The sequence below is a fragment of the Inquilinus sp. YAF38 genome (genome assembly GCF_052113205.1).
GTDB lineage: Bacteria > Pseudomonadota > Alphaproteobacteria > DSM-16000 > Inquilinaceae > Inquilinus.
Window position 1 is genome coordinate 1 of record NZ_JBFRCU010000067.1, and the last position, 24,646, is coordinate 24,646.

A 24,646-nucleotide genomic window follows, 5' to 3' on the forward strand; every position below is an offset into this window, starting at 1 on the left:
GTTTTTGCCTCTCCCGCTTGCGGGAGAGGTCGGAGGCGCTTGCGCCTCCGGGTGAGGGGAGGGCGTCGAGGCCGGACCAGCCCTCACCCGGTCTCGCTGCGCGAGCCCGACCTCTCCCGCCAGGCGGGAGAGGCAACGCAATGAGCCACCGGAATCCTATGCCGCCGCGATGCGCCGGCCCTTCAGCTCGAAGCCGCCGCCGTCCAGGCGGTGCAGGGCCGGGGCGGCGGCCAGCAGCTCGCGGGTGTAGTCGTGCTGCGGGTGGTCGAACACCGTGTCGCGCGGCCCGGACTCGACGATCTTGCCCGACTGCATCACCGCCACCCGGTCGGCCACCTGCTCGACAGCGCCGAGGTCGTGCGACACGAACAGGCAGGCGAAGCCGTAGCGCTCCTGCAGCACCCGGAACAGCTCCAGGATCTGCTTCTGCACGGTCATGTCGAGCGCCGAGACCGGCTCGTCAGCGATGACGAAGGCCGGGCGGCGGATGATGGCGCGGGCGATCGCCACGCGCTGCCGCTGCCCGCCCGACAGCTGGTGCGGATAGCGCCCTGCATGGTCCGGCGTCAGGCCGACATCAACCAGCGTCTCGGCCAGCCGGTCGGCCTTCTGCTTGGCCGTCATCTCCGGCGCCAGCCGCAGCGGCTCGGCCACGATCGGGCCGACCTTCATCCGCGGGTCGAGCGAGGAGTACGGGTCCTGGAAGATCATCTGGCAGTTCAGCCGGTGGTCCCGCGCCGCGGCGCCGTCCCGGTCGCCATGGACATCGCCGCCCCGGAACAGGATGCGGCCGGCCGTCGGCTTCAGCAGGCCCACGATGGCGCGGCCCAGCGTGGTCTTGCCGCTGCCGCTGCCGCCGACCAGCGCCACCGTCTCGCCCGGATGGATCGCCAGGCTGACCCCGTCCACCGCCCGCTTCGGCGGGGTGCGCGAGAACAGCCGCTGCCGGCCGGCATGGTCGATGGTGACGTCCTCGACCGCGATCAGTGGCACGCTGGTGTCGACCGGCGGCCGGGCGGCGCCGCGCTTCGGCAGCGCGTCCAGCAGCTTGCGGGTGTAGTCGTCGCGCGGGCTCAGCAACACCTGCTCGGTCGAGCCGCCATCGACGGCGCGGCCGCGCTGCAGCACCACCACGTGCCGGGCGTAGCGGGCCACCATCGCCAGGTCGTGGCTGATCATCAGCACGGCGGTGCCGTTCTCGCGCGTCAGCTCGACCATCAGGTCCAGCACCTCGCGCGCCACCAGCGTGTCCAAGGCCGTGGTCGGCTCGTCGGCGATCAGCAGGGCCGGCTTGGTCAGCATCACCGAGGCCAGCATGATCCGCTGCCGCATGCCGCCGGAGAATTCATGCGGATAGGCCGACAGGCAGCGCTCCGGGTCGGCGATGCGGATCCGCTCCAGCATCGCCAGGCTGCGGCGCCGAATCTCGGCATCGTCCAGGCGCAGATGCAGCTTCAGCGCCTCGGCCATCTGCCGGCCGATCGGCATCGCTGGATTCAGCGACACCATCGGCTCCTGGAACACCATGCCGATGTGGGCGCCGCGGATCTTCCGTAGGCCCTTGGGCGGCAGCGCCGCCAGGTCCTGGCCGTCGAAGCGGACGCGGCCCGCGATCCGCTGCATCGGCGGCGGCAGCAGGTCCAGGATGGCGCGGGCCGCCATGGTCTTGCCGCTGCCGGATTCGCCGACCAGCGCCAGCATCTCGCCGGCCGGCAGGGCGAAGCTCAGGTCGTCGACCACCACCGGGCCGTCGTCGCCGGCGCGGATGGTCAGATGCTCGACCGAGAGGAGGGGGCTCATCGCTGCATCCTGGGGTCCAGGCGGTCGCGGATCGCGTCGCCGAACAGGTTGATGCCGAGCAGGGTGAGGGAGATGCACAGGCCGGGGAAGATGCCGAGCCAGGGCGAGGTGCCGATATAGGGCCGGGCGGCGGCCAGCATGTTGCCCCAGGTCGCGGCCGGCGGCGGCACGCCGAGGCCGAGGAAGCTGAGCGCGCTTTCCGACAGCAGCACCCAGCCGAACATGCTGGTGGCCAGCACGGTCAGGGGGGCGATGCAGTTCGGCAGCACGTGCCGGGCCATGGTGAACAGCTCGGAATTGCCCATGATCTGCGACGCCTCGACGAATTCGCGGCCGCGGATCGACAGCACCGTGCCGCGCACCACGCGGACGACGGAGGGCATGTAGGCCAGGCCGAGGGCCAGGATGATGCCGTATTTGTTGGCGCTGAGCACCGCCATGATGCCGAGCGCCAGCAGGATGCCGGGGAAGGCCAGCAGGGCGTCGTTGAACATCATGATGACGCGGTCGACCCAGCCGCGCATGTAGCCGGTCAGCACGCCGATCAGGGTGCCGCCGGTGACCGCGGTGGCGACGGTCAAGAGGCTGATCCAGCTGCTGGTGGCGGCGCCGCTCATCGCCCGGCTCAGCACGTCGCGGCCGAACTCGTCGGTGCCCAGCCAATGCGCGGCCGAGGGCGGCTTGAAGCGCGACAGGATGTCGATCTTCAGCGGGTCGTAGGGCGTCCACACCACGCTGAGCAGCGCGGTTGCGACCAGCACGCCGATGATCAGCCCGCCGATCGCGGCATTGGCGTGGATCCGCCGCCGCTTCGGCAGGGCCAGGGTGGTGGGGGTCTCAGCCTGCGCGCTCATGCCGTCACCCGCGGGTCGAACAGGGGATACAGGAGGTCGACGAACAGGTTCACCAGGACATAGATGCCGGCGACGAACAGCAGGCAGCCTTGCACCACCGGATAGTCGCGGGCGTAGATCGAATCGACCAGCAGGCGGCCGAGGCCGGGGATGGTGAACACGGTCTCGACCACGGCGATGCCGCCCAGCAGGTTGCCCAGCATCAGCCCGATCAGCGTCCAGGTCGGGGCGAAGGCGGTGCGGAAGGCGTGGCGCCACAGCACCGCACCCTCCGACAGCCCCTTGGCCCGGGCATGGGTAATGTACTCCAGCCGCATCACCTCGATCGTGCTGGCCCGCGCCATGCGGATGATCACCCCGGTCTCGACCAGCACCAGCGTCGCCACCGGCATGATCATGTACAGCAGGGCGGCACCGGCATCCTCGCCGAACGGGACGTAGCCGATCACCGGCAGCCATTGCAGTTTCAGCCCGAACAGCAGCAGCATCAGCAGGCCCAGCCAGAAGCTCGGGATCGACAGCAGCAGCGTGGCGCCGGAGATCACGGTGAGGTCCAGCGCGCTGTCCTGGCGCCAGGCGGCGATCATGCCGGCGGGCACGGCCACCAGGCTGGCCAGAGCCACCGCCACCAGCACGATGGTGGCGCTGACCGAGAAGCGGTCCAGGATCAGCGGCAGCACCGCCTGACCGGTGCTGATCGAGGTGCCGAAATCGCCGGACAGGACGCGGCCGAGCCAGTACAGGAACTGCACCGGGATCGACTGGTCGAGGCCGAGCGACCGGCGCAGGTCGGCGACGGCGGACGGGTCCGCCATGTCGCCCAGCATCAGCGTCACCGGGTCGCCCGGGATCAGCCGGATCAGGGCGAAGACGGTGATGGCGACGATCAGCAGCGTCGGCACCGCCATGCCCAGGCGTTGCAGCAGGAAGCGAAGCATCGCGGCCTCCTCCGGGCGGACCGGTTCAGTTCTTGATCGCCACGTTCCACAGCCGCGGCTTCGACGCCACCCAGGGCGTGTAGCCCTCGAGCCGGTCGGAGACCGCGGCGATCTCGGCCCCGTTATAGGTCACGATCAGCGGCACGTCCTCGATCTGCATCTGGTGCAGCTTGTCGAAGATCGCCTGGCGCTGCTTCGGGTCGCTGGTCACCATCGCGTCCTGGATCAGCTTCAGCGCCTCGGGGTTCTCCCACACCTTGCGCGGCTGCTTGTCCTTCGGGCCGGAGACCATCTCGTAACTCAGCGCCGGATCCATGCGGGCGGAATAGCTGAACGACATGGTCTGGTAGTCGCCGGAAGTGTAGCGGTCCAGCTGGGCGCCCCAGTCCAGCACCTCCAGCTCGATATTGATCCCGGCCTGCTGCGCCAGGGCCTGGGCGAAGATCGCAGTGTCGTAGACGTTTTGGTACTTGCGGTTGACCAGCATCTTGATCGGCTGGCCGGTATAGCCGGCTTCGGCCAGTAGCTTCTTCGCCTCCTCGACGTTCGGCACGTAACCCTGGCGCTCGACATCGGTGTAGTAGGGGCTGGCGGACGGGACCACCGAGGGGTTGGGCGGCGAGGTGCCCTGGGTCACCGCCTGGGCGATTTGGTTGCCGTCGATCGCCAGCGCCAGCGCCCGGCGGACGCGGACGTCCTTCAGCAGCGGGTCGCGGGTCTGCAGCAGGATGGCGCTCATCGACAGGGTCTGCGCCAGCTGGGTGTGCACGCCCTTCTGGCCGTCGATCTCGGCCTTGTCGGCGATGCTGACATCCGGCACCAGATCGATGTCGCCGGACAAGAGCGCCGTCTTCGCCGCCGCCGGGTCGCCGATGATGGTGAAGCGCACGGTCTCGGCCAGCGCCTGCTTGCCGCCGGTGTAGCCATCGCGCTCACCACCGCGCGAGGCGTAGTCGGCGAAGCGCTTCAGCAGCACGTATTGGGCCGGCTCCCACTTCTCCAGCTTGAAGGGGCCAGTGCCGATCGGGGCGATCCACTTGCCGTCGGGTCCCACCGAATCCGGATGGATCACGGCGCCCTCAGCGCAGTCGGTCCGGGCCATGGTGGTCAGGAACAGGGCGCTCGGCGCGTTCAGCCTGAACACGACGGTCTTCGGGTCCGGCGCCTCGACCGCCTCGATCTTGATCCGGCCACGGCCGTCGAATTCCGGCAGGCAGCGCCATTCGGTCTTGGGGTCGAGCCAGCGCTTCCAGCTCCACACCACCTCGGCCGAGGTCATCGGCGCGCCGTTGTGGAACTTGATCCCGTCGCGCAGCTTGAAGGTGTAGGTCTTGCCGTCGTCGGAGACGGCGACGCTGTCGGCCAGCATCGGCCCGACCGAGGCGTCCTCGCGATAGGCGACGAGGCCCTCGACGACATGCAGGATCACCGCATCGGTGTTGTCGTCGCGCTTGGTGCCGGGGTCGGTGCTGCGCAGGTCGCCGTTCAGCTGCACGCGGATGGTGTCGGAGGGCGGCGCCGCCCAGGCCGGAATGGACGAGACGAGCGCCGCCGCGAGTGCAAGAAGGGAAAGACGGGTCAACAGGGCCTCCCTGTGTTGAGGCGTTGGAATAGGCCGGACCGCGTTCAGGCCGCGTTTTTGGTCCGGCGGGACAGATCGAGCGAGTAGGTGGTAAAGGTGCGATTCAGGGCGGGCAGCGGCGCCACCTCCATGATCCCTTCGGCCGGGCGCATGATCACCATGGCGACGGTGGCCGAGAGGTTGGCCCGCGACGACGGCCGCGGCGGCCGGCACACAGCGTAGGGCGCGCCGAAATCGTCGAAGAACGCCGCCTTCATGTCCTCGGCGGTCAGCTGGCCGCGCTTGGCCTGGAGATGCTGCTGCACCCGCCAGTCGCGGTAATAGCTCTCGGGCGAGCTCGGGATGCCGGCTTCCTTCAGCTTCGCCAGCGCCACCGAGCTGCGCCAATGGTTGGCGTGGACCAGCAGCCCGTCCTCGGGATACAGCGGGAAGGTCTCGTCCGGCGCGCATTCGAAGTCGATGGCGAAGCCGCCGGCATTGCTCAGGATCATGTTGTTCGAGGCGGATTTCGCCGTCGTCGCCACGATCCGCATCGACAGGGCGAAATGCTCCTGCTCCAGTGCCTTGCGCCGGATCAGCGGCAGCGGCACGCCGACCCCCAGCTTGTAGTCGCGGTCGGATTCCAGGTAGTTGGCGGTGATCGCGGTGCCGACCGAGTTCAGCCCGTTGCGGGCCAGGCCGCCGGCCTCGGTGAAGGTCAGCACGTCCGGCCCGTCCTCGCGCCGCACCCGCAGCACGATCGCGGTCTCGGCGCATTCCGCCCGCCAATCCCAGTTCTGGCCGTGGATCAACTGGCCGTCGGCGCTGGCAGATCCCATGATCACCGCGCCGGTGCAGCCGTCCGGATCGTCCTCGGCCAGCCCCTTGCGCCGGTGCGCCAGCTGCATCACCTCGGTGCGGCAGTTGATCAGCGCCACCGCCTCGAAGTCGAGCTCGGCCCCCTCGGCGATGCCACGCATCTCCTCGATCAGCTCGGGCGCGAAGTCGTCCATCTTCGGCAGGAAGTCGGCGACGAAGCCGCGGATCTGCGCCCAGTCATAGCCCAGGTCCCGCAGCTGCCGGGCATAGACCTCGACGCTCTTGCGGGTGCGGTCGGCCGCGGCGGCGCCGTATTGCCGGCCGCGCTCGCGCGGCGTGCCGTGGATGTCGACGAAGGGGAAGGGCGTCATGTTCGGCAGACCCGTTGTCATCGGATGGTCACACCGTAGTGCGCTTTATGGAGACGAAAAACACTTTTCTCGGGCATGCTGCGAAGTTGAAAGATTTTTACATGCTCGCCGCACGCCCTTTTCCCGCGTCGCGCGATCGCTATCATGGAGGGGCAGCACAGCGTGGAGCACAGCGTGTCAGCGGCGGAAGCGGCGGAGCGGGCGAGCCCGCTGCAATTGGAACTGGCCCGGCAGATCGTCGAGCGGATGCGCGACGAGGGATGGGGGCCCGGCATGCGGGTGTCCGAGCAGGCGCTGGCCCGCACGCTCGGCGTGTCGCGCTCGCCGATCCGCGGCGCGCTCGACCTGCTGGTGGCGCAAGGGATCCTGGAGGCGTCGTCCGGCCGCGGTTTCGTGGTGCTGCGCCGGCCCGGGGACGACGAGATCGCCAAGCTGATCCCGCGCTCGGAGGGCGAGGAGGTCTATGTCGCGATCATGACCGACCGCGCCAATGGCCGCCTGCCGCAGGAGGTGTCGGAGGCCGAGCTGATCCCCCGCTACGGCGCGTCGCGCGGGGTGGTCCGCAAGGTGCTGATGCGCTTTGCCGCCGAAGGGCTGGTGCAACGCCAGCGCGGCCATGGCTGGCGCTTCGTCGACAGCCTGGAGACCGACGAGGCGGTGAATGAGAGCTATCAGTTCCGCATGGTGGTGGAGTGCGCGGCGCTGCGTCAGCCGGGCTTCCGGATCGACCCCGACCGGCTGCAGCAGCTGCGCCGGGCGCATGAGGACATCATGGCCCGGGCCGCCGGCGGCGTCGGCACCGACGAGTGGTTCCGGGTCAACACCGCCTTCCACGAGATGCTGGCCGCCTCGTCCGGCAACCGCTTCTTCCTGCAGGCGGTGCGGCAGCAGAACGCCCTGCGCCGGATGCAGGAATATGCCGATTTCGTGCAGCTGCCGCAGGGCCGGGTCGAGCAGTCCTGCCGCGAGCATCTGGCGATCCTCGACGCGCTCGAGGCCGGCGAGGTCGAGTGGGCCGCGGCGCTGCTGCACCGCCATCTGGCGCTGGCCGCCGGCACCTATGCCGGCGATGCCGCGGCGGAGGGCAAGCAGCGGGCCGAGCTGAGCGCATGACGGCGGTGCCCTATCGCATCCGCCCGGGCCGCTCGGACGAGGTCGACGTCGTCCGCGCCATCGAGGTCGCGGCGGCGTTGCAGTTCCGCGAGGTCGGCCTGCCGGAGATCGCGGCGCTCGATCCGGCGGAGCGGCAGGAAGTGATGCTGCGGGCGCGGCAGGGGCGGCTGCTGGTCACGGCCGATGCCGCCGACCGGCCGGTCGCCTTCGCCCTGTTCAGCGAGATCGACGGCACGCTGCATATCGAGGAGCTGGACGTCCATCCCGACCACGCCCGCCGCGGCCTGGGCGCGGCGCTGATCGAGCGGCTCGACGCCGTGGCCCGGGAGCGGGGGCTGCCGGATCTGACCCTGTCGACCTTCCGCGACGTGCCCTGGAACGCGCCCTATTACGCCCGGCTCGGCTTCGTACCGATGCCGGATGAGGATCTCGGCCCCGGCCTCGCCGCGATCCGCGACATGATCGCCGGCAAGGGCATCGACATCATCCCGCGCCTATTCATGCGGCGGCCGGTGACCGGCTAAGGCTGGTCCATCCTGATGAATTCGGAGCGGAGCCTGGCCGCGACGAAATCCACGAAGGCCCTGACCTTGGCGCTGGCCAGGCGGCCTTCGGGAATGACGAGATGGGCCGGCAACGGCGGCAGCTCGTCTTCCGGCAGCAGGATGACGAGGCGTCCCTCCCGCACATGGCGATCGATCTTATACGACATGATGCGGAGCACGCCCTCGCCGTCGACGGCGGCATCGACCGCCGCCTGATCCGCATTCACCGTCAGGCGCGGGCGCACCCGGACATTCCGGTTCACCCGCTGTCCCGGCGCGGGTGGGAAGCTCCAGATCTCGTTCGGGCTCAGCTGGGCGATCGCAATGCAGTCATGGTCTGAAAGGTCGGCGGGGGCCGTGATCGGCGGCCTGTTCGCAAGGTAGTCCGGCGAGGCGCAGAGCACGCGCCTGACGTCGCCGACATGCAGCGCGATCATCGCCGAATCCGGCAAGGCCGCGATCCGCAGCGCTACGTCCACGCCTTCCTCGATCAGGTTGATCATCTGGTCCAGCAGCAAGAGACGGATCTGGACCTCGGGGTGGTCTCTCAGGAACGCGCCGATGATCGGGCGCAGGATATGGGTCCCGAACATCACCGGCGCCGTGATCGTCAACGGGCCGCGCGGCACGGCTTGTTCGCCGGCCACCGACAGGTCGGCTTCCTCGAGGTCGGTCAGCATGCGCCGGCAGGCCGCGGCATAGCGTTCGCCGGCATCGGTCAGCCTCAGGCCGCGAGTGCTCCGATGCAGCAACTGGACGCCGACCTGGCGCTCGAGAAAGGCGATCGCGCGGGTGACCGCAGCTGGTGACCGGCCCAGCCGGCGTCCCGCGCCGGCAAGGCTGCCTTCATCGAGGCTGGCGACGAACACGCGCATGGCGTCGAGTCGATCCATCGTCCTTGCGGCTGGCGAAAGAAAAGCTTTCCGAGGATAGGTGTTCTGGCGGTCGGGACAAAGCCGTAGCTTTCTGCAGCGAACGCCCTCTGCAACCCCGCCAGAATGAGGAGGATAGAGATGTCAGCGACGAGACCGGCCGTCACCCTTCACCGCACGGCCACCGTGGACGGCGTCGACATCTTCTACCGCGAGGCCGGCCCGGCCGATGCGCCGGCGGTGTTGCTGCTGCACGGCTTCCCGACCTCGTCGCACATGTTCCGCAACCTGATCCCCGCGCTCGCCGACCGCTACCGCGTGATCGCGCCGGATTATCCCGGCTTCGGCCAGAGCGCGATGCCCGACCACAGGGAATTCACCTACAGCTTCGGCCATTACGCCGACCTGATGGATGGGCTGCTGGGGCAGCTCGGCGTGCGGCGCCATGCCATGTATGTGATGGATTACGGCGCGCCGGTCGGCTACCGCCTGGCGCTGAAACACCCGGAGCGGGTCAGCGCGCTGATCATCCAGAACGGCAACGCCTATGAGGAGGGCCTCAAGGAGTTCTGGGATCCGATCAAGGCGTATTGGGCGGACGGGTCGGCAGCGCGGCGCGAGGCGTTGGCCTTCCTGGTGGCGCCGGAGACGACGAAGTTCCAGTACACCGACGGCGTCAGCGACGTCTCGCGCATCTCCCCCGACAACTGGGTCCATGACCAGGCGCTGCTGGACCGGCCGGGGAACGCGGACATCCAGCTCGACCTGTTCCGGGACTACGGCAGCAACGTCCCGCTCTATCCCCAGTTCCAGGCCTTCTTCCGCGAACGCAAGCCGCCGACGCTGCTGGTCTGGGGCCAGAACGACAAGATCTTTCCGGCCGATGGCGCCCATCCCTACAAGCGCGACCTGTCGGACCTGGAGTTCCACCTGTTCGACACCGGCCACTTCGCGCTGGAGGACAAGGCGGACGAGATCTTCCCCCTGATCCGCGACTTCCTCGACCGGAAGATCGGCCGGCCATGACCCAAGCCCATCATCCTGGCCTGTCGCGTCGCGGCTTCTGCCTGTGCTGCGCCGGCTCGGCCGCCTTCGCCGCCGGCGGCGGCTGGCTGACTCCGCGCCAGGTCTTCGCCGAGGCCCGCGGCATCGTCGACACGATCCGCGCCGCGGCGGCGACGGCGCCGATCCAGGTCCATACCCTGCGCGGCAATGTCAGCGTGCTCGAAGGCTCGGGCGGCAATATCGCCGTACTCACTGGCCCGGACGGCAAGCTGCTGGTCGACGCCGGCATCACCGCCTCCCGCCCGCAGCTCACCAAAGCTCTCGCCGGGTTGGGACCCGAGCCGGTCACGCATCTGATCAACACCCATTGGCACTTCGACCATGCCGACGGCAACGAATGGCTGCATTCGGAGGGCGCGGCGATCCTGGCGCACGAGAACACGCGCAAGCACCTGCTCTCGGCCCAGCGCGTCGAGGATTGGGACTTCGACTTCCCGGCATCACCTCCCGGCGCCATCCCTGTCGACGTCTTTGCCTCGGATCGCACCGTGCAGCTGAATCGTTCGACGCTTACGCTGAAGTATTACGGCCCGGCCCACACCGACAGCGACATATCCGTCACCTTCGCCGAGGCCGATATCGTCCACGCCGCCGACATTTACTGGAACGGGATCTACCCGTTCATCGACTATTCGACCGGCGGCAGCATCGACGGGACGATCCGCGGCGCCGAGGCCACCCTGGCCGCGACCACCGACCAGACGATCATCATCCCGGGTCACGGCCAGCCGGTCAGCAACCGGTCCGAGTTCCAGGCCTATCGCGACATGCTCGTTGCAATCCGGGACAACGTCGCCGCGTTGAAACGGCAGGGCCGGCCGCTCGAGGAGATCGTCGCGGCCAAGCCGACCGCTGCCTACGATGCAAAATGGGGTCGGTTCGTGATCGGGCCCGATTTCTTCACGAGGCTCGTCTACGAAGGCGTCTGATGAAGGTCCGCCTTCGAGGTTCGATCCCGGCCTGGACGTCAGAACGCCGTCAGCCCGGCGACGTCGCGGCCGAAGGCGGATTGCGGCTGGGAGGGCTGGAAGTGCTTGGCCCGCTCGCGCCGGGCGACGCAGCCGGAGATGTCCGTCGCGATCACGGTCCAGGCCGCGCCGCGCTTCAGCGAATCGAGGAAGCATTCGTCGTAATAGGTGTAGCGGTCGTCGGCACCGCAGCCGAAGGACGGACGGTCGGCCCGGGCCGCGGTCAGCACGATCCGGTCCGGCGTCGTCAGCGCCGGCGTGTCGGTGTAGATCCCGGAGTAGCAGCCGGACGTGACCAGAACGGTCGGCCGGCCGGCGCAGGCGCCGTCCAGCGCCTGGGCCAGATAGGCCGGCGGAATCACCGCATCATCGGCGGCGGCGAACAGCCCGCGACCCTCGACGCCGTGCGAGGTGAGATAGACGAAGCAGCCGGTTCCGGCGGGGCCGGCCAGACCGGTCATGGCGCGGTCGAAATTCGTCTTGGTCGCGACGGTGGCCGGCTGGTGCGCATCGGCCTTGAGCACGGCGATGTCGGCCGGCGCCACGCCGAAGGACAGCAGACTGCGCCGCAGCGCGTCGACGCCGTTGTCGAACACCGGCTCGGCGTCGTCGGCCGCGACCAGCAGCGCCTTCCAGCGCAGCGGCGCGTCGGTCGCGGCGACGGAAGGGGAGGGGACGGCCTGGCCGGCACAGCCCGACAGCAGCGCCGCGAGGAGGGCGATGCGAAGCGATAGCGCCGGTCTCATCCGTGCCCTCTCCCCATCGTCCGGCCTACCAGGCGCCGGTGTTCGGCATTGATGCCCAGGGCTCGGCCGGCGGCTTCGAGCCGCCCTTCTGCAGGATCTCGATCGAGATGTTGTCCGGCGAGCGGACGAAGGCCATGTGCCCGTCGCGCGGCGGCCGGTTGATGGTCACACCCGCTTTCTGCAGCCGGTCGCAGAATTCGTAGATGTCGTCGACCTGATAGGCCAGGTGGCCGAAGTTGCGGCCGCCGGTGTAGACCTCGGGGTCCCAGTTGTAGGTCAGCTCGATCGGCGCGTCCTCCTGGCCCGGCGGGGCGAGGAAGACCAGCGTGAAGCGGCCCTTCTCGTTCTCGATGCGGCGGGTCTCCTTCAGGCCCAGCAGGTCGCGGTAGAAGTGCAGCGACTGCTCCAGGTCGGTGACGCGGACCATGGTATGCAGGTATTTCATCTTCCATCCTCTCGCGGGTTCGCGGCGGCGGGTGTCGGATCGTCCGAGGCAGTCCGGACCCGCGCTACCATCGTCGCCCGGCGGCTGTCTGACAAGTCGCTCCGCCATTCAGCCGAGGCGGAGAAAATCTCGTGACAGCGCATAACAGAGGTTGTGATCGGCCCCGTCGTTCATAAATGATGGAGCAGTGTCGGCCCGGCCGATGCATCCCCGACCATCTCTGCTCCGGAGGCCGAGGCGCATCCATGCCGCACGACACCCCCCTGATCGCCACCATCGTCGCCGGCCTCGGCCTTGCCTTCATTTTCGGGGCCCTCGCCAACCGGATCAAGGCGCCGCCGCTGGTCGGCTATCTGCTGGCCGGCATCCTGGTCGGGCCGCACACGCCGGGCTTCGTCGCCGACCAGGCGCTGGCGCCCGAGTTGGCCGAGATCGGCGTCATCCTGCTGATGTTCGGTGTCGGGCTGCACTTCTCGCTGAAGGACCTGCTGTCGGTGCGCGCGATCGCGGTGCCCGGCGCCGTGGTGCAGATCGGCTTCGCCACCGCCCTTGGCCTCGGCTTGGCGCTGATGCTGGGCTGGACCATCCCGGCCGGGCTGGTCTTCGGCCTCGCCTTGTCGGTCGCCAGCACCGTAGTGCTGCTGCGCGCGTTGCAGGAGCGCCGGCTGGTGGAGACCGAGCGCGGCCGCATCGCCGTCGGCTGGCTGATCGTCGAGGACCTGGCGATGGTCCTGGCCCTGGTGCTGCTGCCGGCGCTGGCCGGGCTGGTCAACGGCGACACCGACCTCGGCTCCGATCCGCTCGCCGTCTCGCTCGGCCTCGACCTCGGCGTCGGCGGCATCCTGGCGCTGACCCTGGTCAAGGTCGCCGCCTTCGTCGCGCTGATGCTGGTGGTCGGCCGGCGGGTGATCCCCTGGGTGCTGCACTACGTCGCCCACACCGGGTCGCGCGAGCTGTTCCGGCTGGCGGTGCTGGCGCTCGCGCTCGGCGTCGCCTTCGGCTCGGCCAAGCTGTTCGGCGTGTCGCTGGCGCTGGGCGCCTTCTTCGCCGGCATGGTGCTGGCCGAATCCGAGCTGAGCCACGCCGCGGCGCAGGAGACGCTGCCGCTGCGCGACGCCTTCGCGGTGCTGTTTTTCGTCTCTGTCGGCATGCTGTTCGACCCGACCAGCCTGTGGCGCGACCCGCTGCCGCTGCTGGCAGCGGTGTTCATCATCGTCATCGGCAAGTCGGTCGCCGCCTTCGTCATCGTCCGGATCTTCGGCCATCCGGTGACGACCGCGCTGCTGATCTCCGCCAGCCTGGCGCAGATCGGCGAGTTCTCCTTCATCCTGGCCGAGCTCGGCGTGAAGCTCGGCCTGCTGCCGGAGGCCGGGCGCGACCTGATCCTGGGCAGCGCGATCCTGTCGATCCTGCTCAACCCCGTGGTGTTCAACCTCTTCGGCCGGCTGCGGCCGCTGCTCGAGCGCCTGGGACCGGTTCCGGTCCCGGCGGGCGGCCCGGCCATCCCGGCCGAGGAGACGCCGTCGGCCGAGCCTGCGCCCGCCGCAGCGCCCGCGCCCGAGCCGGCCACGCTGGAAGAGCCGGCGCTGCCGACCGCGCTCACGGATCATGTCGTGCTGGTCGGCTACGGCCGCGTCGGCAGCCTGATCGGCGCGGCGCTACAGGCCTCGGGCCGCCCCTTCGTGGTGATCGAAGACGCCGACCAGCCCCTGGCCCGGCTGCGTGAGGCCGGGGTCGAGACCATCATCGGCAACGCCGCGGTGCCGGAGGTGCTGGGGCTGGCCAATTTGCCGGGGGCGCGGCAGCTGGCCGTCGCCGTCCCGAACGCCTTCGAGGCCGGCCAGATCGTCGCCCAGGCGCGCGCCGCCAACCCCGGCATCGCCATCATCGCCCGGGCGCATTCGGACGCGGAGGTCGAGCATCTGCGCAGCCTCGGCGCTGACGCGGTGATCATGGGCGAGCGTGAGATCGCCCGCGGCATGGCGGAAGCCCTGGTGGCGGACGAGGCGAGACCGCCTGAAATCACCCAGACGGCGTGACCGTTTCGGACCGGTCGCAAATCTGTTGCGCGGCCGGGTGGGTTCAGACATATTACATTTTGTATACCAGTTGGAATCCTGCCGATCATGACTGGTCATAGGCGGAACCGCCGACGCAGAAGATATTGTCGGCCCGCACCGCCGCCGATCATGCCTCCGGGCGACGCGACGTGTCGGCCCGGCTTCGATGCCAAAGCGGCGCTCAGCGCCGGACTTCCTCCATGACTCGATTGGCGCTCAGCGCCCTACGCCTTTGCAGGCTCTGCCCGACGGCTCGGGATCAGGCAGGGCCGGCTCTCCGGAGGCCCCGGAGGACCGGCCCGATCCCGCAGCCACCGCCAAGGGTGAGCATCGCGGGCCAATGAACCGCCGGCAGTCAACGACCGGCCGAACGAGTGCAACGAGACACTGGGAGAGCCATCGCCATGAGTGCGATTTCCAACGCGAGCGCCGGGACGGGGAGAGCGCCCGCGAATCGCTGGATTCAGCTGATCGCCGGCATCGTCTGCATGGTCGCTGCCGCGAACATCCAGTACGCCTGGACCCTGTTCGTTCCGGAGATCCAGGAGACCTATGGCTGGAGCCGCGCCGCGATCCAGACCGCCTTCACCATCTTCGTCGTCGTCCAGACCTGGCTGACCCCGATCGAGGGGTATTTCATCGACAAATACGGCCCCCGCGCGTTGGTGCTGGTGGGCGGCGTGATGACCGGCCTGTCCTGGGTCGTGAACTCCTACGCCACCTCGCTGACCGGCTTCTATGTCGGCGCCGCGATCGGCGGCATCGGCGTCGGCTGCGTCTATGCCACCTGCGTCAACGCCGCGCTGAAATGGTTCCCGGACCGGCGCGGCCTGGCCGTGGGCCTGACCGCCGGCGGCTACGGCGCCGGCTCGGCCCTGACCATCATCCCGATCGCCAGCGTCATCGCCGGGTCGGGCTATCAGACCGCCTTCTTCTGGTTCGGCCTGATCCAGGGCAGCATCATCTTCGCCGCCGCCTGGTTCCTGCGCGCCCCGGGCAAGGAGGAGGTGAAGCACTCGACCAAGGTCGCCCAGTCGCGGCGCGACTACACGCTGGGTGAGGCGCTGCAGACGCCGGTCTTCTACGTCATGCTGTTCATGTTCATCTGCACCGTCACCGGCGGCCTGATGGCGGTCGCCCAGCTCGGCGTCATCGCCCAGGATCTCGGCGTCAAGGACATGCCGGTGAACCTGTTCTTCTTCACCATGGCGGCGCTGCCCTTCGCCCTGATGCTGGACCGCATCATGAACGGCATCTCGCGGCCCTTCTTCGGCTGGGTGTCCGACCATATCGGGCGCGAGAAGACGATGTTCATCGCCTTCACCATGGAAGGCATCGGCATCGTCGCGCTCGGCACCTTCGGCCACAATCCCTGGGCCTTCCTGATCCTGTCGGGCGTGGTGTTCCTGGCCTGGGGCGAGGTCTACTCGCTGTTCAGCGCCACCGCGGGCGACACCTTCGGCACCAAGCATGTCGGCAAGATCTATGGCGTGCTGTACTGCGCCAAGGGCGTCGCCGCTCTGCTGGTGCCGTTCGGCAACCTGCTGATGGAGGCGACCGGCACCTGGTCGACGGTGCTGTACACCGTGGCGGTGATGGACCTGATCGCGGCGTTCACGGCGATCGTGATCCTGCGGCCCATGCTGCAGCGCCACCATGCCCGCAATGCCTCGGCCCTGGCGACGGCCGAGCCGCCGCGGGCGGCCAGCCACAGCGGCCGGCTTGCCAGCGCGAACTAGGCTCCCCGACCGGGCCGGCGCTTGCCGGCCCTACAGGACCTGACCCGGCCGCACAAACCGTCCCGAGGGCGGTCGGGGATTTTCGGAGCGACTGCTCCGCGGGATGGAGGAGCCGGGCCGGGAGGACACCCTCCCGGCCGGTTTTCCGTTTCGGCGAGGCGCCACGAACCGTATCGCTCCGCTTCGCAGATCCGCCACAATCCGGCGGGACGATGCGGCCATGTCCGACACCGTCAGCATCATCCACATCCTCGGCCGGTTCCTGCTCAACATCGTGGTGGTGCTGGCCTGGCTGTTCGCGGCGGCGCTGGCGTTCACGCTGGCGAGCTGCACCTCCGGCGACCCGCTGAGCTGGGCGGTCCTGGTCCTGGTCGTGGCCGGCTATTTCGTCTGGCCGGCGACCCTGGCGCTGCTGGCCGGCGCGCTGGTGCTGGCCATCCGCCGCCAGCCGACCCGCAACTGGCTGCGGACTATCGTGGCCGTCGCGGCGATCCTGGTCTTCCTCGCTGCCGCCGCGGGCTTCGGCAACCGCGGGGCCTGTACCTTCGGTGGCTTCTGAAGCCGCCTCTCAGCTCTCGAACACCAGCTGGATCCGATCGCTGGCGAAGCTGGACAGGCCGAACTCGACCACCGCGCCCCCGGCGTCGACATTGATCGCCTCGGTCGCCATCACCGGCCGGGTGCGGGTGATTTCGAGCAGCCGCTGCTCGCGCGCATCCGGCAGCCGGGCCGAGACCCGGGTGCGCCGGCGGGTGTAGTCGGCGATGCCGAAGCGGGCGAAGCTCGCGGTCACCGATCCGGTCTCGCGGAAGATCTCGACCAGCCCCGGAAAGCGCGCCGCCGGGAAGTAGTGGCTGGCGAGGCTCAGCGGCAGCCCGTCGGCATGCGACCGGGTGTCCAGCCGGATCACCGGCGTTCCGGCCGGCACCTCCAGCTCCCGCGCGACCGCAGCCGAGGCCATTTCATTCGCCGAGTCCAGCAGTTCCAGCCGGGCGGAGCGGTTCTCCCGCCGCATGTTCTCGTGGAAGCGGGTGCGCCGGCCGATCAGATAGGCGATGGCGCCGAGATGGACGAAGGTACCGCGGCCCTGGGTGACGTCGATCAGGCCGCGCTCCTCAAGCTCCGCCATGGCCCGCCGCACCGTGTGGCGATTGACGCCGAACCGCTCCGACAGTTCCGCCTCGGTCGGCAGCCGGGCGCCGGCGGCGTGCACGCCGTCGCGGATCTCAAGCTCCAGCGCCTCGCTGATCTGGCGCCACAGGGCGACACCGGCACCGCGGCTGAGCGAGGTGCGCGGAGTCATGCCGATGCCGTCACGCAAATTTCATCCTTGCCGACTTGCGGCTGTCGTCGAATCTCGTCCATGATCTAAACATACGGATGACTAGATGAATGTGCAATAGGTTGATCGGTCTATGACCAACGAAACCGAACAGCGCCGGGACTGGATGGCCGTGCTGGCCAAATCGGATCCGGCAACACTGCAGCGCCTGTGGGCAGACCTCGGGGACGGGGCCGACTTCACCACGCTGCGGCCGGCCGAGACCGGCATGGTGATGGTGCGCGGCCGCGCCGGCGGCGACGGCATGGCCTTCTCGCTCGGCGAGATGACGGTGACCCGCTGCACCGTTCGACTGGATGGCAGCGAGGTGCTGGGCTTCGCCTATGTCGCCGGCCGCGACCGGCGACATGCCGAGATTGCGGCCCGCGCCGACGCCCTGTTGCAGACCGATCGGCGCGACGCCGTCGACGCCGCACTGATCGCGCCGCTGCGCGCAGCGCAGGCCGAGGCTCATGCCGTGGCCCGGCGCAAGGCGGCGGCGACCCGCGTCGACTTCTTCACCATGGTGCGCGGGGAGAATCCGCGATGACAGCGATCCTCGATCCGGCGGCGCTGCTGCCCGGCTTCGCCGACCCGGTGCTCGGCAGCCAGTCGGTGTTCCGTGCCGTGCTCGACGCCATGTCCCGCCCCGGCCAGCCGGTGGCGTGCCCGGAGCCGGTCGCGGCGCCGGCTCCGCTCGGCCGCGCCATGACGGCGGCGGCGCTGACCCTGGTCGATTTCGACACACCGGTCTGGCTCGACCCCGCCTTGTCGACTCCGGCGGTGCAGAGCTTCCTGCGCTTCCACACCGGCTCGCCCCTGGTCGCCGATCCGGCCGCGGCGGCCTTCCTGCTGGTGGCCGATGCCGCGAGCCTGCCGCGCCTCGGCGGCCTGGCTCTGGGCGAGGACCGTTACCCCGACCGCTCGGCGACGCTGGTGGTCGAGGTGCCGGCGCTGGACGGGCCGCAGGCCGGATGCTTCACCGGCCCCGGAATCGCCGCGGCCGAGCCCATCCGGATCGCCGGCCTGCCGGCCTGGTTCCGCGAGGACTGGGCGGCCAATGGCGCCGCCTATCCGCTCGGCGTCGATTGTCTGCTGACCTGCGGCGACCGGATGCTGGGCCTGCCGCGCACCACCCGCTGGGAGGGCTGATCCGATGTATGTCGCCGTCAAGGGGGGCGAACGCGCGATCGAGAACGCCCAGGCGCTGGTGGCGGAGACCCGCCGCGGCGATCCGGCGGTGCCCGAGATCGCCCCGGACCAGATCCGCGAGCAACTGGGCCTGGCCGTCGACCGGGTGATGGCCGAGGGCTCGCTGTACGACCGCGATCTCGCGGCGCTGGCGATCAAGCAGGCGCAGGGCGACCTGGTCGAGGCGATCTTCCTGCTGCGCGCCTACCGCACCACGCTGCCGCGCTTCGCCGTGTCGGAGCCGGTCGACACCGCCCGGATGACGGTGCGACGCCGCGTCTCCGCCACCTACAAGGACATTCCGGGCGGCCAGATCCTGGGGCCGACCTACGACTACACCCACCGCCTGATCGACTTCGCCCTGGCCGCCGCGGGCGAGCCGCCGGCGGCGCCGGAGGGCGAGGCGGGGCCCGATGGGCCGGTGCCGCGCGTGGTCGAGATCCTCAACCGCGAGGGGTTGATCGAGCGCGAGGCCGAGGCGCCGGAAGGGCATGAGCCGGTCGACCTGACCCGCGATCCACTGAGCCTGCCGGCCGATCGCGACCAGCGGCTGCAGAACCTGGCGCGGGGCGATGAGGGCTTTCTGCTGGCGCTGGGCTATTCGGTGCAGCGCGGCTATGGCGGCAACCACCCCTTCGCCGGTGAGATCCGGCTGGGCGAGGTGGCGGTCGAGATCGTGCCGGAGGAGCTGGGCTTCGCGATCGAGATCGGCGAGGTCACCGTCACCGAATGCCAGATGGTGAACCAGTTCGCCGGGTCGAAATCGGCGCCGCCGCAGTTCACCCGCGGCTACGGCCTGGCCTTCGGGCATTGCGAGCGCAAGGTCATGGCGATGTCGCTGGTCGACCGGGCGCTGCGTGGTCGCGAATTGGGTGAGGACGCGCGCTATCCGGCCCAGGACGAGGAATTCGTGCTGGCACACAGCGACAATGTCGAGGCCTCGGGCTTCGTGCAGCATCTCAAGCTGCCGCACTATGTCGACTTCCAGGCCGAGCTGGAGCTGATCCGCCGGCTGCGGGCGAAGCATGAGCAGCGCGCCCGCGAGGCTGACGACACCCGGAAGGAGGCGGCGGAATGAGCGCCGACATTGGTTTTCCCCGCAGGATGGCGGTCTGGCTTCTTCCCCTTGGCCGTCATTCCCGCGAAAGCGGGAATCTCCCGCCGGTGAGTGCGTTGCGAGATCCCCGCTTTCGCGGGGATGACAAAGAAGGAAAATGGGTGAGGGGGCAGAGCGATGTCTGACGCAGCGACCAGCGTGACCCGCGATCCCGGCTACAACTTCGCCTATCTCGACGAGCAGACCAAGCGGATGATCCGCCGGGCGCTGCTGAAGGCGGTGGCGATCCCCGGCTACCAGGTGCCGTTCGGCGGCCGCGAGATGCCGGTACCCTATGGCTGGGGCACGGGCGGCATCCAGGTCACCGCCAGCATCATCGGCCCGGACGACGTGCTGAAGGTGATCGACCAGGGCGCCGACGACACCACCAACGCCGTCAACATCCGCCGCTTCTTCGCCCGCGTTGCCGGTGTCGCCACGACCGAGGACACCGGCGACGCCACGGTGATCCAGACCCGCCACCGCATCCCGGAGCAGCCGCTGGTGGAGGGCCAGATCCTGGTCTACCAGGTGCCGCAGCCGGAGCCGCTGCGGCAGCTCGAGCCGCGCGAGATCGAGACCCGGCTGATGCACGGCTATGCCGATTACGGGCTGATGCATGTCCGCCTGTATGAGGACATCGCGCGCTACGGACATATCGCCACCACCTACTCCTATCCGGTGATGGTGCATGGCCGATATCTGATGTCGCCGTCGCCGATCCCGAAATTCGACAATCCGAAGATGCACATGAACCCGGCCCTGCAGCTGTTCGGGGCGGGGCGCGAGAAGCGGATCTACGCCATCCCGCCCCACACCCGGGTGGTCAGCCTGGATTTCGAGGACCATCCCTTCGACATCCAGCATTGGGACCAGCCCTGCGCCCTGTGCGGCGCCGAGGACAGCTATCTCGATGAGGTCGTGCTCGACGATGCCGGCGGGCACATGTTCGTCTGCTCCGACAGCCATCACTGCCGCACCCGGCGCGACGCCGGCCATCACGGCGCCCTGAGCGGCGAGGCGCTGGCCGCGTACAACCGCGCGGTCGAGCAGGCTCATGAGCCGAGGGGAGCCGAGGCATGAGCGGCGACATCCTGCTGCGGGTCGAGGGCCTGACCAAGCTGTACGGCGACACCGTCGCCGCCTGCCGCGACGTCTCCTTCGAGATGTCGCCCGGCGAGGTGCTGGGCATCGTCGGCGAGAGCGGCTCGGGCAAGACCACGCTGCTCAACTGCATCTCGGGCCGGCTGGCGCCCAGCGCCGGCACGGTCGCCTTCGACACCCGGGTCCGCGGCCTGATCGACATCTACGCGCTGTCGGAGCCGGAGCGGCGGATGCTGGCCCGCACCGACTGGGGCTTCGTGCATCAGAACCCGCGCGACGGGCTGCGCATGGATGTCAGCGCCGGCGCCAATGTCGGCGAGCGGCTGATGGCGGTCGGCGCCCGGCACTATGGCCGCATCCGCGGCCAGGCGCAGGACTGGATGGAAAAGGTCGAGCTCGACCTCGGCCGCATCGACGACCGGCCGGCGACCTATTCCGGCGGCATGCAGCAGCGGCTGCAGATCGCCCGCAACCTGGTCACCAACCCGCGCCTGGTGTTTATGGACGAGCCGACCGGCGGTCTCGACGTCTCGGTCCAGGCCCGGCTGCTGGACCTGCTGCGCGGGCTGGTGCGCCGGCTCGGCATCGCCGTGGTGCTGGTCACCCACGACCTTGCCGTCGCCCGCCTGCTGGCCGACCGCCTGATGGTGATGCGGCACGGCAGGGTGGTGGAGACCGGCCTGACCGACCAGGTGCTGGACGACCCGCAGCACCCCTACACCCAGCTCCTCGTCTCCTCCGTCCTGCAGGTCTGAGCCATGCCGAACACGGTTCCGATGATCGAGGTCTCCGGCCTGTCCAAGACCTTCGTGCTGCACAACCAAGGGGGCGTGCGGCTGCCGGTGTTCGACGGCGTCGACTTCACCGTGGCCGCGGGCGAATGCGTCGTGCTGGGCGGCGCGTCCGGCGCCGGCAAGAGCACCTTCATGCGCACCCTTTACGGCAACTACCTGGCCTCGGCCGGGCGGGTTCTGATCCGGCACGAGGGCGCGCCGGTCGACATCACCGCCGCGACGCCGCGCCGGATCCTCGAGATCCGGCGCCGGACACTGGGCTATGTCAGCCAGTTCCTGCGGGTGATCCCGCGCGTGCCGACGCTGGAGATCGTCAAGGAGCCGATGCTGGCCTCCGGCGTCGCCGAGGCGCAGGCCGAGCGCCGCGCCCGCACGCTCTTGGCCCGGCTGAACCTGCCCGAGAGCCTGTGGTCGCTGCCGCCCGCCACCTTTTCCGGCGGCGAACAGCAGCGGGTCAATCTCGCGCATGGCTTCGCGATGGAGTATCCCATCCTCCTCCTCGACGAGCCGACGGCCTCGCTCGACGCCGACAACCGGCGCGTGGTCATCGAGCTGATCGAGGAGGCCAAGGCACGCGGCGCCGCCATCGTCGGGATCTTCCACGACACGGCGGTGCGCGACCGGGTGGCGACCCGGATCTTCGACGTCACGCTCTACAAGGCGGCCGCATGAGCACGGATCTGATCTTCTCGAATGCCCGGATCGTCACCCCCGAGGCCGTCGTCACCGGAACGCTACGGGTCGAGGACGGCCATATCGTGGCGGTGGAGGAGGGGGCGTCCCAGGCCGGCGACGATGCCGGCGGCGACTACCTGATCCCCGGCATGATCGACCTGCACACCGACCATCTCGAGCGCCATGTGGCGCCGCGGCCGGGCGTGATGTGGAACAACGTCTCGGCGGCGATGGCGCATGACGCCCAGGTCGCCACCGCCGGCATCACCACCGTGTTCGACAGCCTGTCGCTGATGGGCGAGCACAAGGGCGTGCCGCGCGGCGATCTGCTGCGGCCGATGGTCGACGGGCTGGAGGCGGCGCGCCGCCAGGACATGCTGCGGGCCGACCATTTCCTGCACCTGCGCTGCGAGGTCGCAGACCCGCATGTGCTCGACTACCTGTCGGTGCTGGTCGACGACCCGGCGGTGCGGCTGCTCTCGATCATGGACCACACGCCCGGCCAGCGGCAGTACGCCCAGGTCGAGAAGTGGCGCCAGGCCAACCGCCACCGCTACAGCGAGGCGGAGCTGGACGTGCTGATGAAGCAGCGCCAGGAGTCGCAGGAGGCGCATGCCCACCGGCACCGCCTCGCCATCGCCGAGCTCGCCCGCGGCCGCGGCCTGGCCCTGGCCAGCCATGACGACGAGACCCCGGCCCATGTCGACGAGGCGGTGTCGCTCGGCGTCTCGATCTCGGAGTTCCCGACCACGGCCAGCGCCGCCCAGGCGGCGCGCAGCCACGGCCTGTCGATCCTGATGGGCGCGCCGAACGTGGTCCGCGGCGGCTCGCACAGCGGCAATGTCGGCGCGGCCGATCTCGCGGCGGCCGGGCTGCTCGACATTCTCGCCTCCGACTATGTGCCGATCAGCATGCTGCACGCCGTCTGCCTGCTGGCCGACGCGCCGGTCGGGCTCGGCCTGCCGGGGGCGATGGCGCTGGTCAGCGCCAACCCGGCCAAGGCGGCGGGCCTTGACGACCGCGGCCGGATCGCGCCCGGGCTGCGGGCCGACCTCGTCCGCTTCCGCCTGATCGACGGCGTGCCGCACATCCGTGCCGTCTGGCGTGCCGGCAAGCGGGTTGCGTGAGCTGGCCGTGCCGATGAACCAACGCGTTGCCTCTCCCGCTTGCGGGAGAGGTCGGAGACGCGAAGCGGCTCCGGGTGAGGGTTCTTTGTCGAGGCCCGGGCCAGCCCTCACCCGGTCTCGCTGCGCGAGCCCGACCTCTCCCGCCAGGCGGGAGAGGCAACGCGAACTTTCTGCTTATCCGATGCTTGAGACGACATGACTCGACGCTACGCGATCTACTTCGCACCGCCTCCCGCATCCGCGCTGGCGGAGCTCGGCGCCGAGCTGCTGGGCCGCGATCCGGAGACCGGGGAGGCACGGCCGCAGCCGCGGCTCGACGGCATCGACCCGGACCGGTTCCACGCGATCACCGCGGATGCCCGCCACTACGGCTTTCACGCCACGCTGAAGGCGCCCTTCGCCCTCACCGAGGGAGTGCCGGGCGAGGCGCTGCACGCGGAGGCCGAAGCTTTCGCCGCCGGCCACGCCCCGGCGACGGGCCCAGCGCTGGCGCTGGCCTCGATCGGCGGCTTTCTGGCTCTGGTGCCGTCGGTCGCGGCGCCCGAGGTGCACGCCCTGGCCGATGCCTGCGTMGAGGCCTTCGACCGGTTCCGCGCGCCGCTCACGGCCGCGGAGCTGGAGCGGCGGCGCCGGTCGCCGCTGACCCCGGCGCAGGACCGGCATCTCGAGCGCTGGGGCTACCCTTATGTGTTCGACGAGTTCCGCTTCCACATGACCCTGACCGCCCGCCTGACCGACAAGGCCGAGCATGACCGCGTCCGCGCCGTGCTGGCCGAGCGGACCGCACCGGTCTGCGTCGATCCGCTGCGCATCGATGCGATCGCGGTGTATGAGCAGGCCGACCGGAAGTCCCCGTTCCTCGTCACCGGCCGCTATCCGCTGACGGGGGCATCGGCATGACCGCGGTGGTCACGGCGGTCGGCCTCAGCCCGATCCACGGCTTCAGCAAGCCGGTGCTCGATGCGATCCGGCTGCTGGCCGGACTCGGGGTCGAGGGCGACGCTCATATCGGCGTCACGGTGAAGCACCGCTCGCGAGTGCGGGTCGACCCGACCCAGYCCAATCTGCGCCAGGTGCATCTGATCCAGGGCGAGCTGCATGACGAGCTGGCGGCCGCCGGCTTCACCGTGGTGCCCGGCGACCTGGGGGAGAACGTCACCACCCGCGGCATCGACCTGCTGAGCCTGCCGACCGGCGCCAAGCTGCGGCTCGGCGCCGAGGCGGTGGTCGAGATCACCGGGTTGCGCAACCCCTGCAGCCAGATCGACGGCTTCCAGCAGGGGCTGCTGAAGCTGGTGTTGGGCCGGGACGAGGCCGGCAACCTGGTGCGCAAGGCCGGGGTGATGGGCATCGTCCTGTCCGGCGGCACGGTGCGCCCCGGCGATCCGATCGGGATCGAGCTGCCGCCGGAACCGCACCGCCCGCTGGAGCGGGTCTGACCT

At 69.7% G+C, this 24,646-nt stretch carries 25 protein-coding genes; 16 read left to right on the plus strand and 9 right to left on the minus strand.

Annotated elements, in window-relative coordinates:
• Positions 1–156: 156 nt before the first annotated feature.
• The 5 genes from AB4Z01_RS25170 to AB4Z01_RS25190 are packed head-to-tail and all read right to left on the minus strand — an operon-like array spanning position 157 to position 6,364.
• Positions 157–1,800: an ABC transporter ATP-binding protein gene (locus AB4Z01_RS25170; protein ID WP_441698601.1), complete on the minus strand. Its 1,644-nt coding sequence runs from the start codon at positions 1,798–1,800 to the stop codon at positions 157–159.
• The gene (locus AB4Z01_RS25175; protein ID WP_441698602.1) at positions 1,797–2,654 is read right to left on the minus strand and encodes an ABC transporter permease; all 858 of its coding nucleotides are present in this window, start codon (positions 2,652–2,654) and stop codon (positions 1,797–1,799) included. The genes AB4Z01_RS25170 and AB4Z01_RS25175 overlap by 4 nt, the downstream gene beginning before the upstream one ends.
• The gene (locus AB4Z01_RS25180) at positions 2,651–3,592 is read right to left on the minus strand and encodes an ABC transporter permease (protein ID WP_441698603.1); all 942 of its coding nucleotides are present in this window, start codon (positions 3,590–3,592) and stop codon (positions 2,651–2,653) included. The genes AB4Z01_RS25175 and AB4Z01_RS25180 overlap by 4 nt, the downstream gene beginning before the upstream one ends.
• Before the next feature lie 25 nt (positions 3,593–3,617).
• Complete coding sequence (locus tag AB4Z01_RS25185) at positions 3,618–5,174, minus strand: ABC transporter substrate-binding protein (RefSeq protein ID WP_441698604.1); 1,557 nt, start codon at positions 5,172–5,174, stop codon at positions 3,618–3,620.
• Positions 5,175–5,218: 44 nt separating this feature from the next.
• Entirely contained in the window at positions 5,219–6,364 is a 1,146-nt protein-coding gene (locus tag AB4Z01_RS25190) for a C45 family autoproteolytic acyltransferase/hydolase (RefSeq protein WP_441698605.1), read from the minus strand.
• Positions 6,365–6,517: 153 nt separating this feature from the next.
• Here AB4Z01_RS25190 and AB4Z01_RS25195 point away from each other — a divergent pair, with 153 nt between their 5' ends.
• Together AB4Z01_RS25195 and AB4Z01_RS25200 are read left to right on the plus strand one after the other, a co-directional pair.
• Positions 6,518–7,456, plus strand: a complete 939-nt coding sequence (locus tag AB4Z01_RS25195) for a GntR family transcriptional regulator (protein WP_441698606.1) — start codon at positions 6,518–6,520, stop codon at positions 7,454–7,456.
• Entirely contained in the window at positions 7,453–7,980 is a 528-nt protein-coding gene (locus AB4Z01_RS25200) for a GNAT family N-acetyltransferase (RefSeq protein WP_441698607.1), read from the plus strand. The genes AB4Z01_RS25195 and AB4Z01_RS25200 overlap by 4 nt, the downstream gene beginning before the upstream one ends.
• On the opposite strand, the gene AB4Z01_RS25205 is transcribed toward AB4Z01_RS25200, so the two are convergent.
• On the minus strand, positions 7,977–8,876 hold the full coding sequence (locus AB4Z01_RS25205) for a LysR family transcriptional regulator (protein ID WP_441698608.1): 900 nt from the start codon (positions 8,874–8,876) through the stop codon (positions 7,977–7,979). The genes AB4Z01_RS25200 and AB4Z01_RS25205 overlap by 4 nt on opposite strands.
• Positions 8,877–9,014: 138 nt before the next feature.
• Between AB4Z01_RS25205 and AB4Z01_RS25210 the strand changes: the two genes are divergently transcribed.
• Entirely contained in the window at positions 9,015–9,899 is an 885-nt protein-coding gene (locus tag AB4Z01_RS25210; RefSeq protein ID WP_441698609.1) for an alpha/beta fold hydrolase, read from the plus strand.
• Positions 9,896–10,867: an MBL fold metallo-hydrolase gene (locus AB4Z01_RS25215; RefSeq protein WP_441698610.1), complete on the plus strand. Its 972-nt coding sequence runs from the start codon at positions 9,896–9,898 to the stop codon at positions 10,865–10,867. Before AB4Z01_RS25210 ends, AB4Z01_RS25215 begins: the two co-directional genes overlap by 4 nt.
• 38 nt (positions 10,868–10,905) lie before the next feature.
• On the opposite strand, the gene AB4Z01_RS25220 is transcribed toward AB4Z01_RS25215, so the two are convergent.
• Positions 10,906–11,652, minus strand: coding sequence for a C13 family peptidase (locus AB4Z01_RS25220; protein ID WP_441698611.1), 747 nt, complete (start codon positions 11,650–11,652; stop codon positions 10,906–10,908).
• Between the two features lie 25 nt (positions 11,653–11,677).
• A complete protein-coding gene (locus AB4Z01_RS25225; protein ID WP_429230218.1) occupies positions 11,678–12,097 on the minus strand; it encodes a VOC family protein in 420 nt (139 codons plus the stop codon).
• Positions 12,098–12,342: 245 nt separating this feature from the next.
• On the opposite strand from AB4Z01_RS25225, the gene AB4Z01_RS25230 reads away from it, so the two are divergent.
• The 3 genes from AB4Z01_RS25230 (at position 12,343) to AB4Z01_RS25240 (ending at position 16,455) form a co-directional block, all read left to right on the plus strand.
• Positions 12,343–14,136 carry a cation:proton antiporter domain-containing protein gene (locus tag AB4Z01_RS25230; protein ID WP_441698612.1) on the plus strand — a complete coding sequence of 598 codons (1,794 nt, stop codon included), beginning with the start codon at positions 12,343–12,345 and terminating at the stop codon, positions 14,134–14,136.
• Between the two features lie 425 nt (positions 14,137–14,561).
• Positions 14,562–15,896 carry an oxalate/formate MFS antiporter gene (gene oxlT, locus AB4Z01_RS25235; RefSeq protein WP_441698613.1) on the plus strand — a complete coding sequence of 445 codons (1,335 nt, stop codon included), beginning with the start codon at positions 14,562–14,564 and terminating at the stop codon, positions 15,894–15,896.
• A gap of 220 nt (positions 15,897–16,116) precedes the next feature.
• The gene (locus AB4Z01_RS25240) at positions 16,117–16,455 is read left to right on the plus strand and encodes a hypothetical protein (protein WP_441698614.1); all 339 of its coding nucleotides are present in this window, start codon (positions 16,117–16,119) and stop codon (positions 16,453–16,455) included.
• Positions 16,456–16,464: 9 nt separating this feature from the next.
• Here the strand turns inward: AB4Z01_RS25240 and phnF are convergent, their stop codons facing one another.
• Positions 16,465–17,217 (minus strand): phosphonate metabolism transcriptional regulator PhnF, encoded by a 753-nt coding sequence (gene phnF / locus AB4Z01_RS25245; protein WP_441698615.1) that lies wholly within the window; start codon positions 17,215–17,217, stop codon positions 16,465–16,467.
• A gap of 94 nt (positions 17,218–17,311) precedes the next feature.
• On the opposite strand from phnF, the gene phnG reads away from it, so the two are divergent.
• The 9 genes from phnG (at position 17,312) to AB4Z01_RS25290 (ending at position 24,643) form a co-directional block, all read left to right on the plus strand.
• Positions 17,312–17,767: a phosphonate C-P lyase system protein PhnG gene (gene phnG / locus AB4Z01_RS25250; protein WP_441698616.1), complete on the plus strand. Its 456-nt coding sequence runs from the start codon at positions 17,312–17,314 to the stop codon at positions 17,765–17,767.
• The gene (gene phnH / locus AB4Z01_RS25255; protein WP_441698617.1) at positions 17,764–18,369 is read left to right on the plus strand and encodes a phosphonate C-P lyase system protein PhnH; all 606 of its coding nucleotides are present in this window, start codon (positions 17,764–17,766) and stop codon (positions 18,367–18,369) included. The genes phnG and phnH overlap by 4 nt, the downstream gene beginning before the upstream one ends.
• Before the next feature lie 4 nt (positions 18,370–18,373).
• A complete protein-coding gene (locus AB4Z01_RS25260) occupies positions 18,374–19,486 on the plus strand; it encodes a carbon-phosphorus lyase complex subunit PhnI (protein WP_441698618.1) in 1,113 nt (370 codons plus the stop codon).
• Between the two features lie 156 nt (positions 19,487–19,642).
• Positions 19,643–20,587 (plus strand): alpha-D-ribose 1-methylphosphonate 5-phosphate C-P-lyase PhnJ, encoded by a 945-nt coding sequence (locus AB4Z01_RS25265; protein WP_441698619.1) that lies wholly within the window; start codon positions 19,643–19,645, stop codon positions 20,585–20,587.
• Positions 20,584–21,363: a phosphonate C-P lyase system protein PhnK gene (gene phnK, locus AB4Z01_RS25270; RefSeq protein ID WP_441698620.1), complete on the plus strand. Its 780-nt coding sequence runs from the start codon at positions 20,584–20,586 to the stop codon at positions 21,361–21,363. Before AB4Z01_RS25265 ends, phnK begins: the two co-directional genes overlap by 4 nt.
• Positions 21,364–21,366: 3 nt before the next feature.
• A complete protein-coding gene (gene phnL / locus AB4Z01_RS25275) occupies positions 21,367–22,074 on the plus strand; it encodes a phosphonate C-P lyase system protein PhnL (RefSeq protein WP_441698621.1) in 708 nt (235 codons plus the stop codon).
• Positions 22,071–23,204 (plus strand): alpha-D-ribose 1-methylphosphonate 5-triphosphate diphosphatase, encoded by a 1,134-nt coding sequence (locus AB4Z01_RS25280; protein WP_441698622.1) that lies wholly within the window; start codon positions 22,071–22,073, stop codon positions 23,202–23,204. The genes phnL and AB4Z01_RS25280 overlap by 4 nt, the downstream gene beginning before the upstream one ends.
• Positions 23,205–23,399: 195 nt before the next feature.
• Positions 23,400–24,104: a DUF1045 domain-containing protein gene (locus AB4Z01_RS25285; RefSeq protein WP_441698623.1), complete on the plus strand. Its 705-nt coding sequence runs from the start codon at positions 23,400–23,402 to the stop codon at positions 24,102–24,104.
• Positions 24,101–24,643 carry an MOSC domain-containing protein gene (locus AB4Z01_RS25290; protein WP_441698624.1) on the plus strand — a complete coding sequence of 181 codons (543 nt, stop codon included), beginning with the start codon at positions 24,101–24,103 and terminating at the stop codon, positions 24,641–24,643. Before AB4Z01_RS25285 ends, AB4Z01_RS25290 begins: the two co-directional genes overlap by 4 nt.
• Positions 24,644–24,646 lie beyond the last annotated feature (3 nt).

Excerpts from the sequence above, each read along its gene's own strand:
- AB4Z01_RS25230 (WP_441698612.1), top strand. The coding sequence starts at position 12,343 with ATGCCGCACGACACCCCCCTGATCGCCACCATCGTCGCCGGCCTCGGC.
- phnL (WP_441698621.1), top strand. The coding sequence starts at position 21,367 with ATGCCGAACACGGTTCCGATGATCGAGGTCTCCGGCCTGTCCAAGACC.
- oxlT (WP_441698613.1), top strand. The coding sequence starts at position 14,562 with ATGAGTGCGATTTCCAACGCGAGCGCCGGGACGGGGAGAGCGCCCGCG.
- AB4Z01_RS25210 (WP_441698609.1), top strand. The coding sequence starts at position 9,015 with ATGTCAGCGACGAGACCGGCCGTCACCCTTCACCGCACGGCCACCGTG.
- AB4Z01_RS25215 (WP_441698610.1), top strand. The coding sequence starts at position 9,896 with ATGACCCAAGCCCATCATCCTGGCCTGTCGCGTCGCGGCTTCTGCCTG.
- AB4Z01_RS25240 (WP_441698614.1), top strand. The coding sequence starts at position 16,117 with ATGTCCGACACCGTCAGCATCATCCACATCCTCGGCCGGTTCCTGCTC.
- AB4Z01_RS25175 (WP_441698602.1), bottom strand. The coding sequence starts at position 2,654 with ATGAGCGCGCAGGCTGAGACCCCCACCACCCTGGCCCTGCCGAAGCGG.
- AB4Z01_RS25265 (WP_441698619.1), top strand. The coding sequence starts at position 19,643 with ATGTCTGACGCAGCGACCAGCGTGACCCGCGATCCCGGCTACAACTTC.
- AB4Z01_RS25260 (WP_441698618.1), top strand. The coding sequence starts at position 18,374 with ATGTATGTCGCCGTCAAGGGGGGCGAACGCGCGATCGAGAACGCCCAG.
- AB4Z01_RS25190 (WP_441698605.1), bottom strand. The coding sequence starts at position 6,364 with ATGACAACGGGTCTGCCGAACATGACGCCCTTCCCCTTCGTCGACATC.
- AB4Z01_RS25280 (WP_441698622.1), top strand. The coding sequence starts at position 22,071 with ATGAGCACGGATCTGATCTTCTCGAATGCCCGGATCGTCACCCCCGAG.
- AB4Z01_RS25200 (WP_441698607.1), top strand. The coding sequence starts at position 7,453 with ATGACGGCGGTGCCCTATCGCATCCGCCCGGGCCGCTCGGACGAGGTC.
- AB4Z01_RS25180 (WP_441698603.1), bottom strand. The coding sequence starts at position 3,592 with ATGCTTCGCTTCCTGCTGCAACGCCTGGGCATGGCGGTGCCGACGCTG.
- AB4Z01_RS25225 (WP_429230218.1), bottom strand. The coding sequence starts at position 12,097 with ATGAAATACCTGCATACCATGGTCCGCGTCACCGACCTGGAGCAGTCG.
- phnK (WP_441698620.1), top strand. The coding sequence starts at position 20,584 with ATGAGCGGCGACATCCTGCTGCGGGTCGAGGGCCTGACCAAGCTGTAC.
- AB4Z01_RS25220 (WP_441698611.1), bottom strand. The coding sequence starts at position 11,652 with ATGAGACCGGCGCTATCGCTTCGCATCGCCCTCCTCGCGGCGCTGCTG.
- AB4Z01_RS25205 (WP_441698608.1), bottom strand. The coding sequence starts at position 8,876 with ATGCGCGTGTTCGTCGCCAGCCTCGATGAAGGCAGCCTTGCCGGCGCG.
- phnH (WP_441698617.1), top strand. The coding sequence starts at position 17,764 with ATGACAGCGATCCTCGATCCGGCGGCGCTGCTGCCCGGCTTCGCCGAC.
- AB4Z01_RS25170 (WP_441698601.1), bottom strand. The coding sequence starts at position 1,800 with ATGAGCCCCCTCCTCTCGGTCGAGCATCTGACCATCCGCGCCGGCGAC.
- phnG (WP_441698616.1), top strand. The coding sequence starts at position 17,312 with ATGACCAACGAAACCGAACAGCGCCGGGACTGGATGGCCGTGCTGGCC.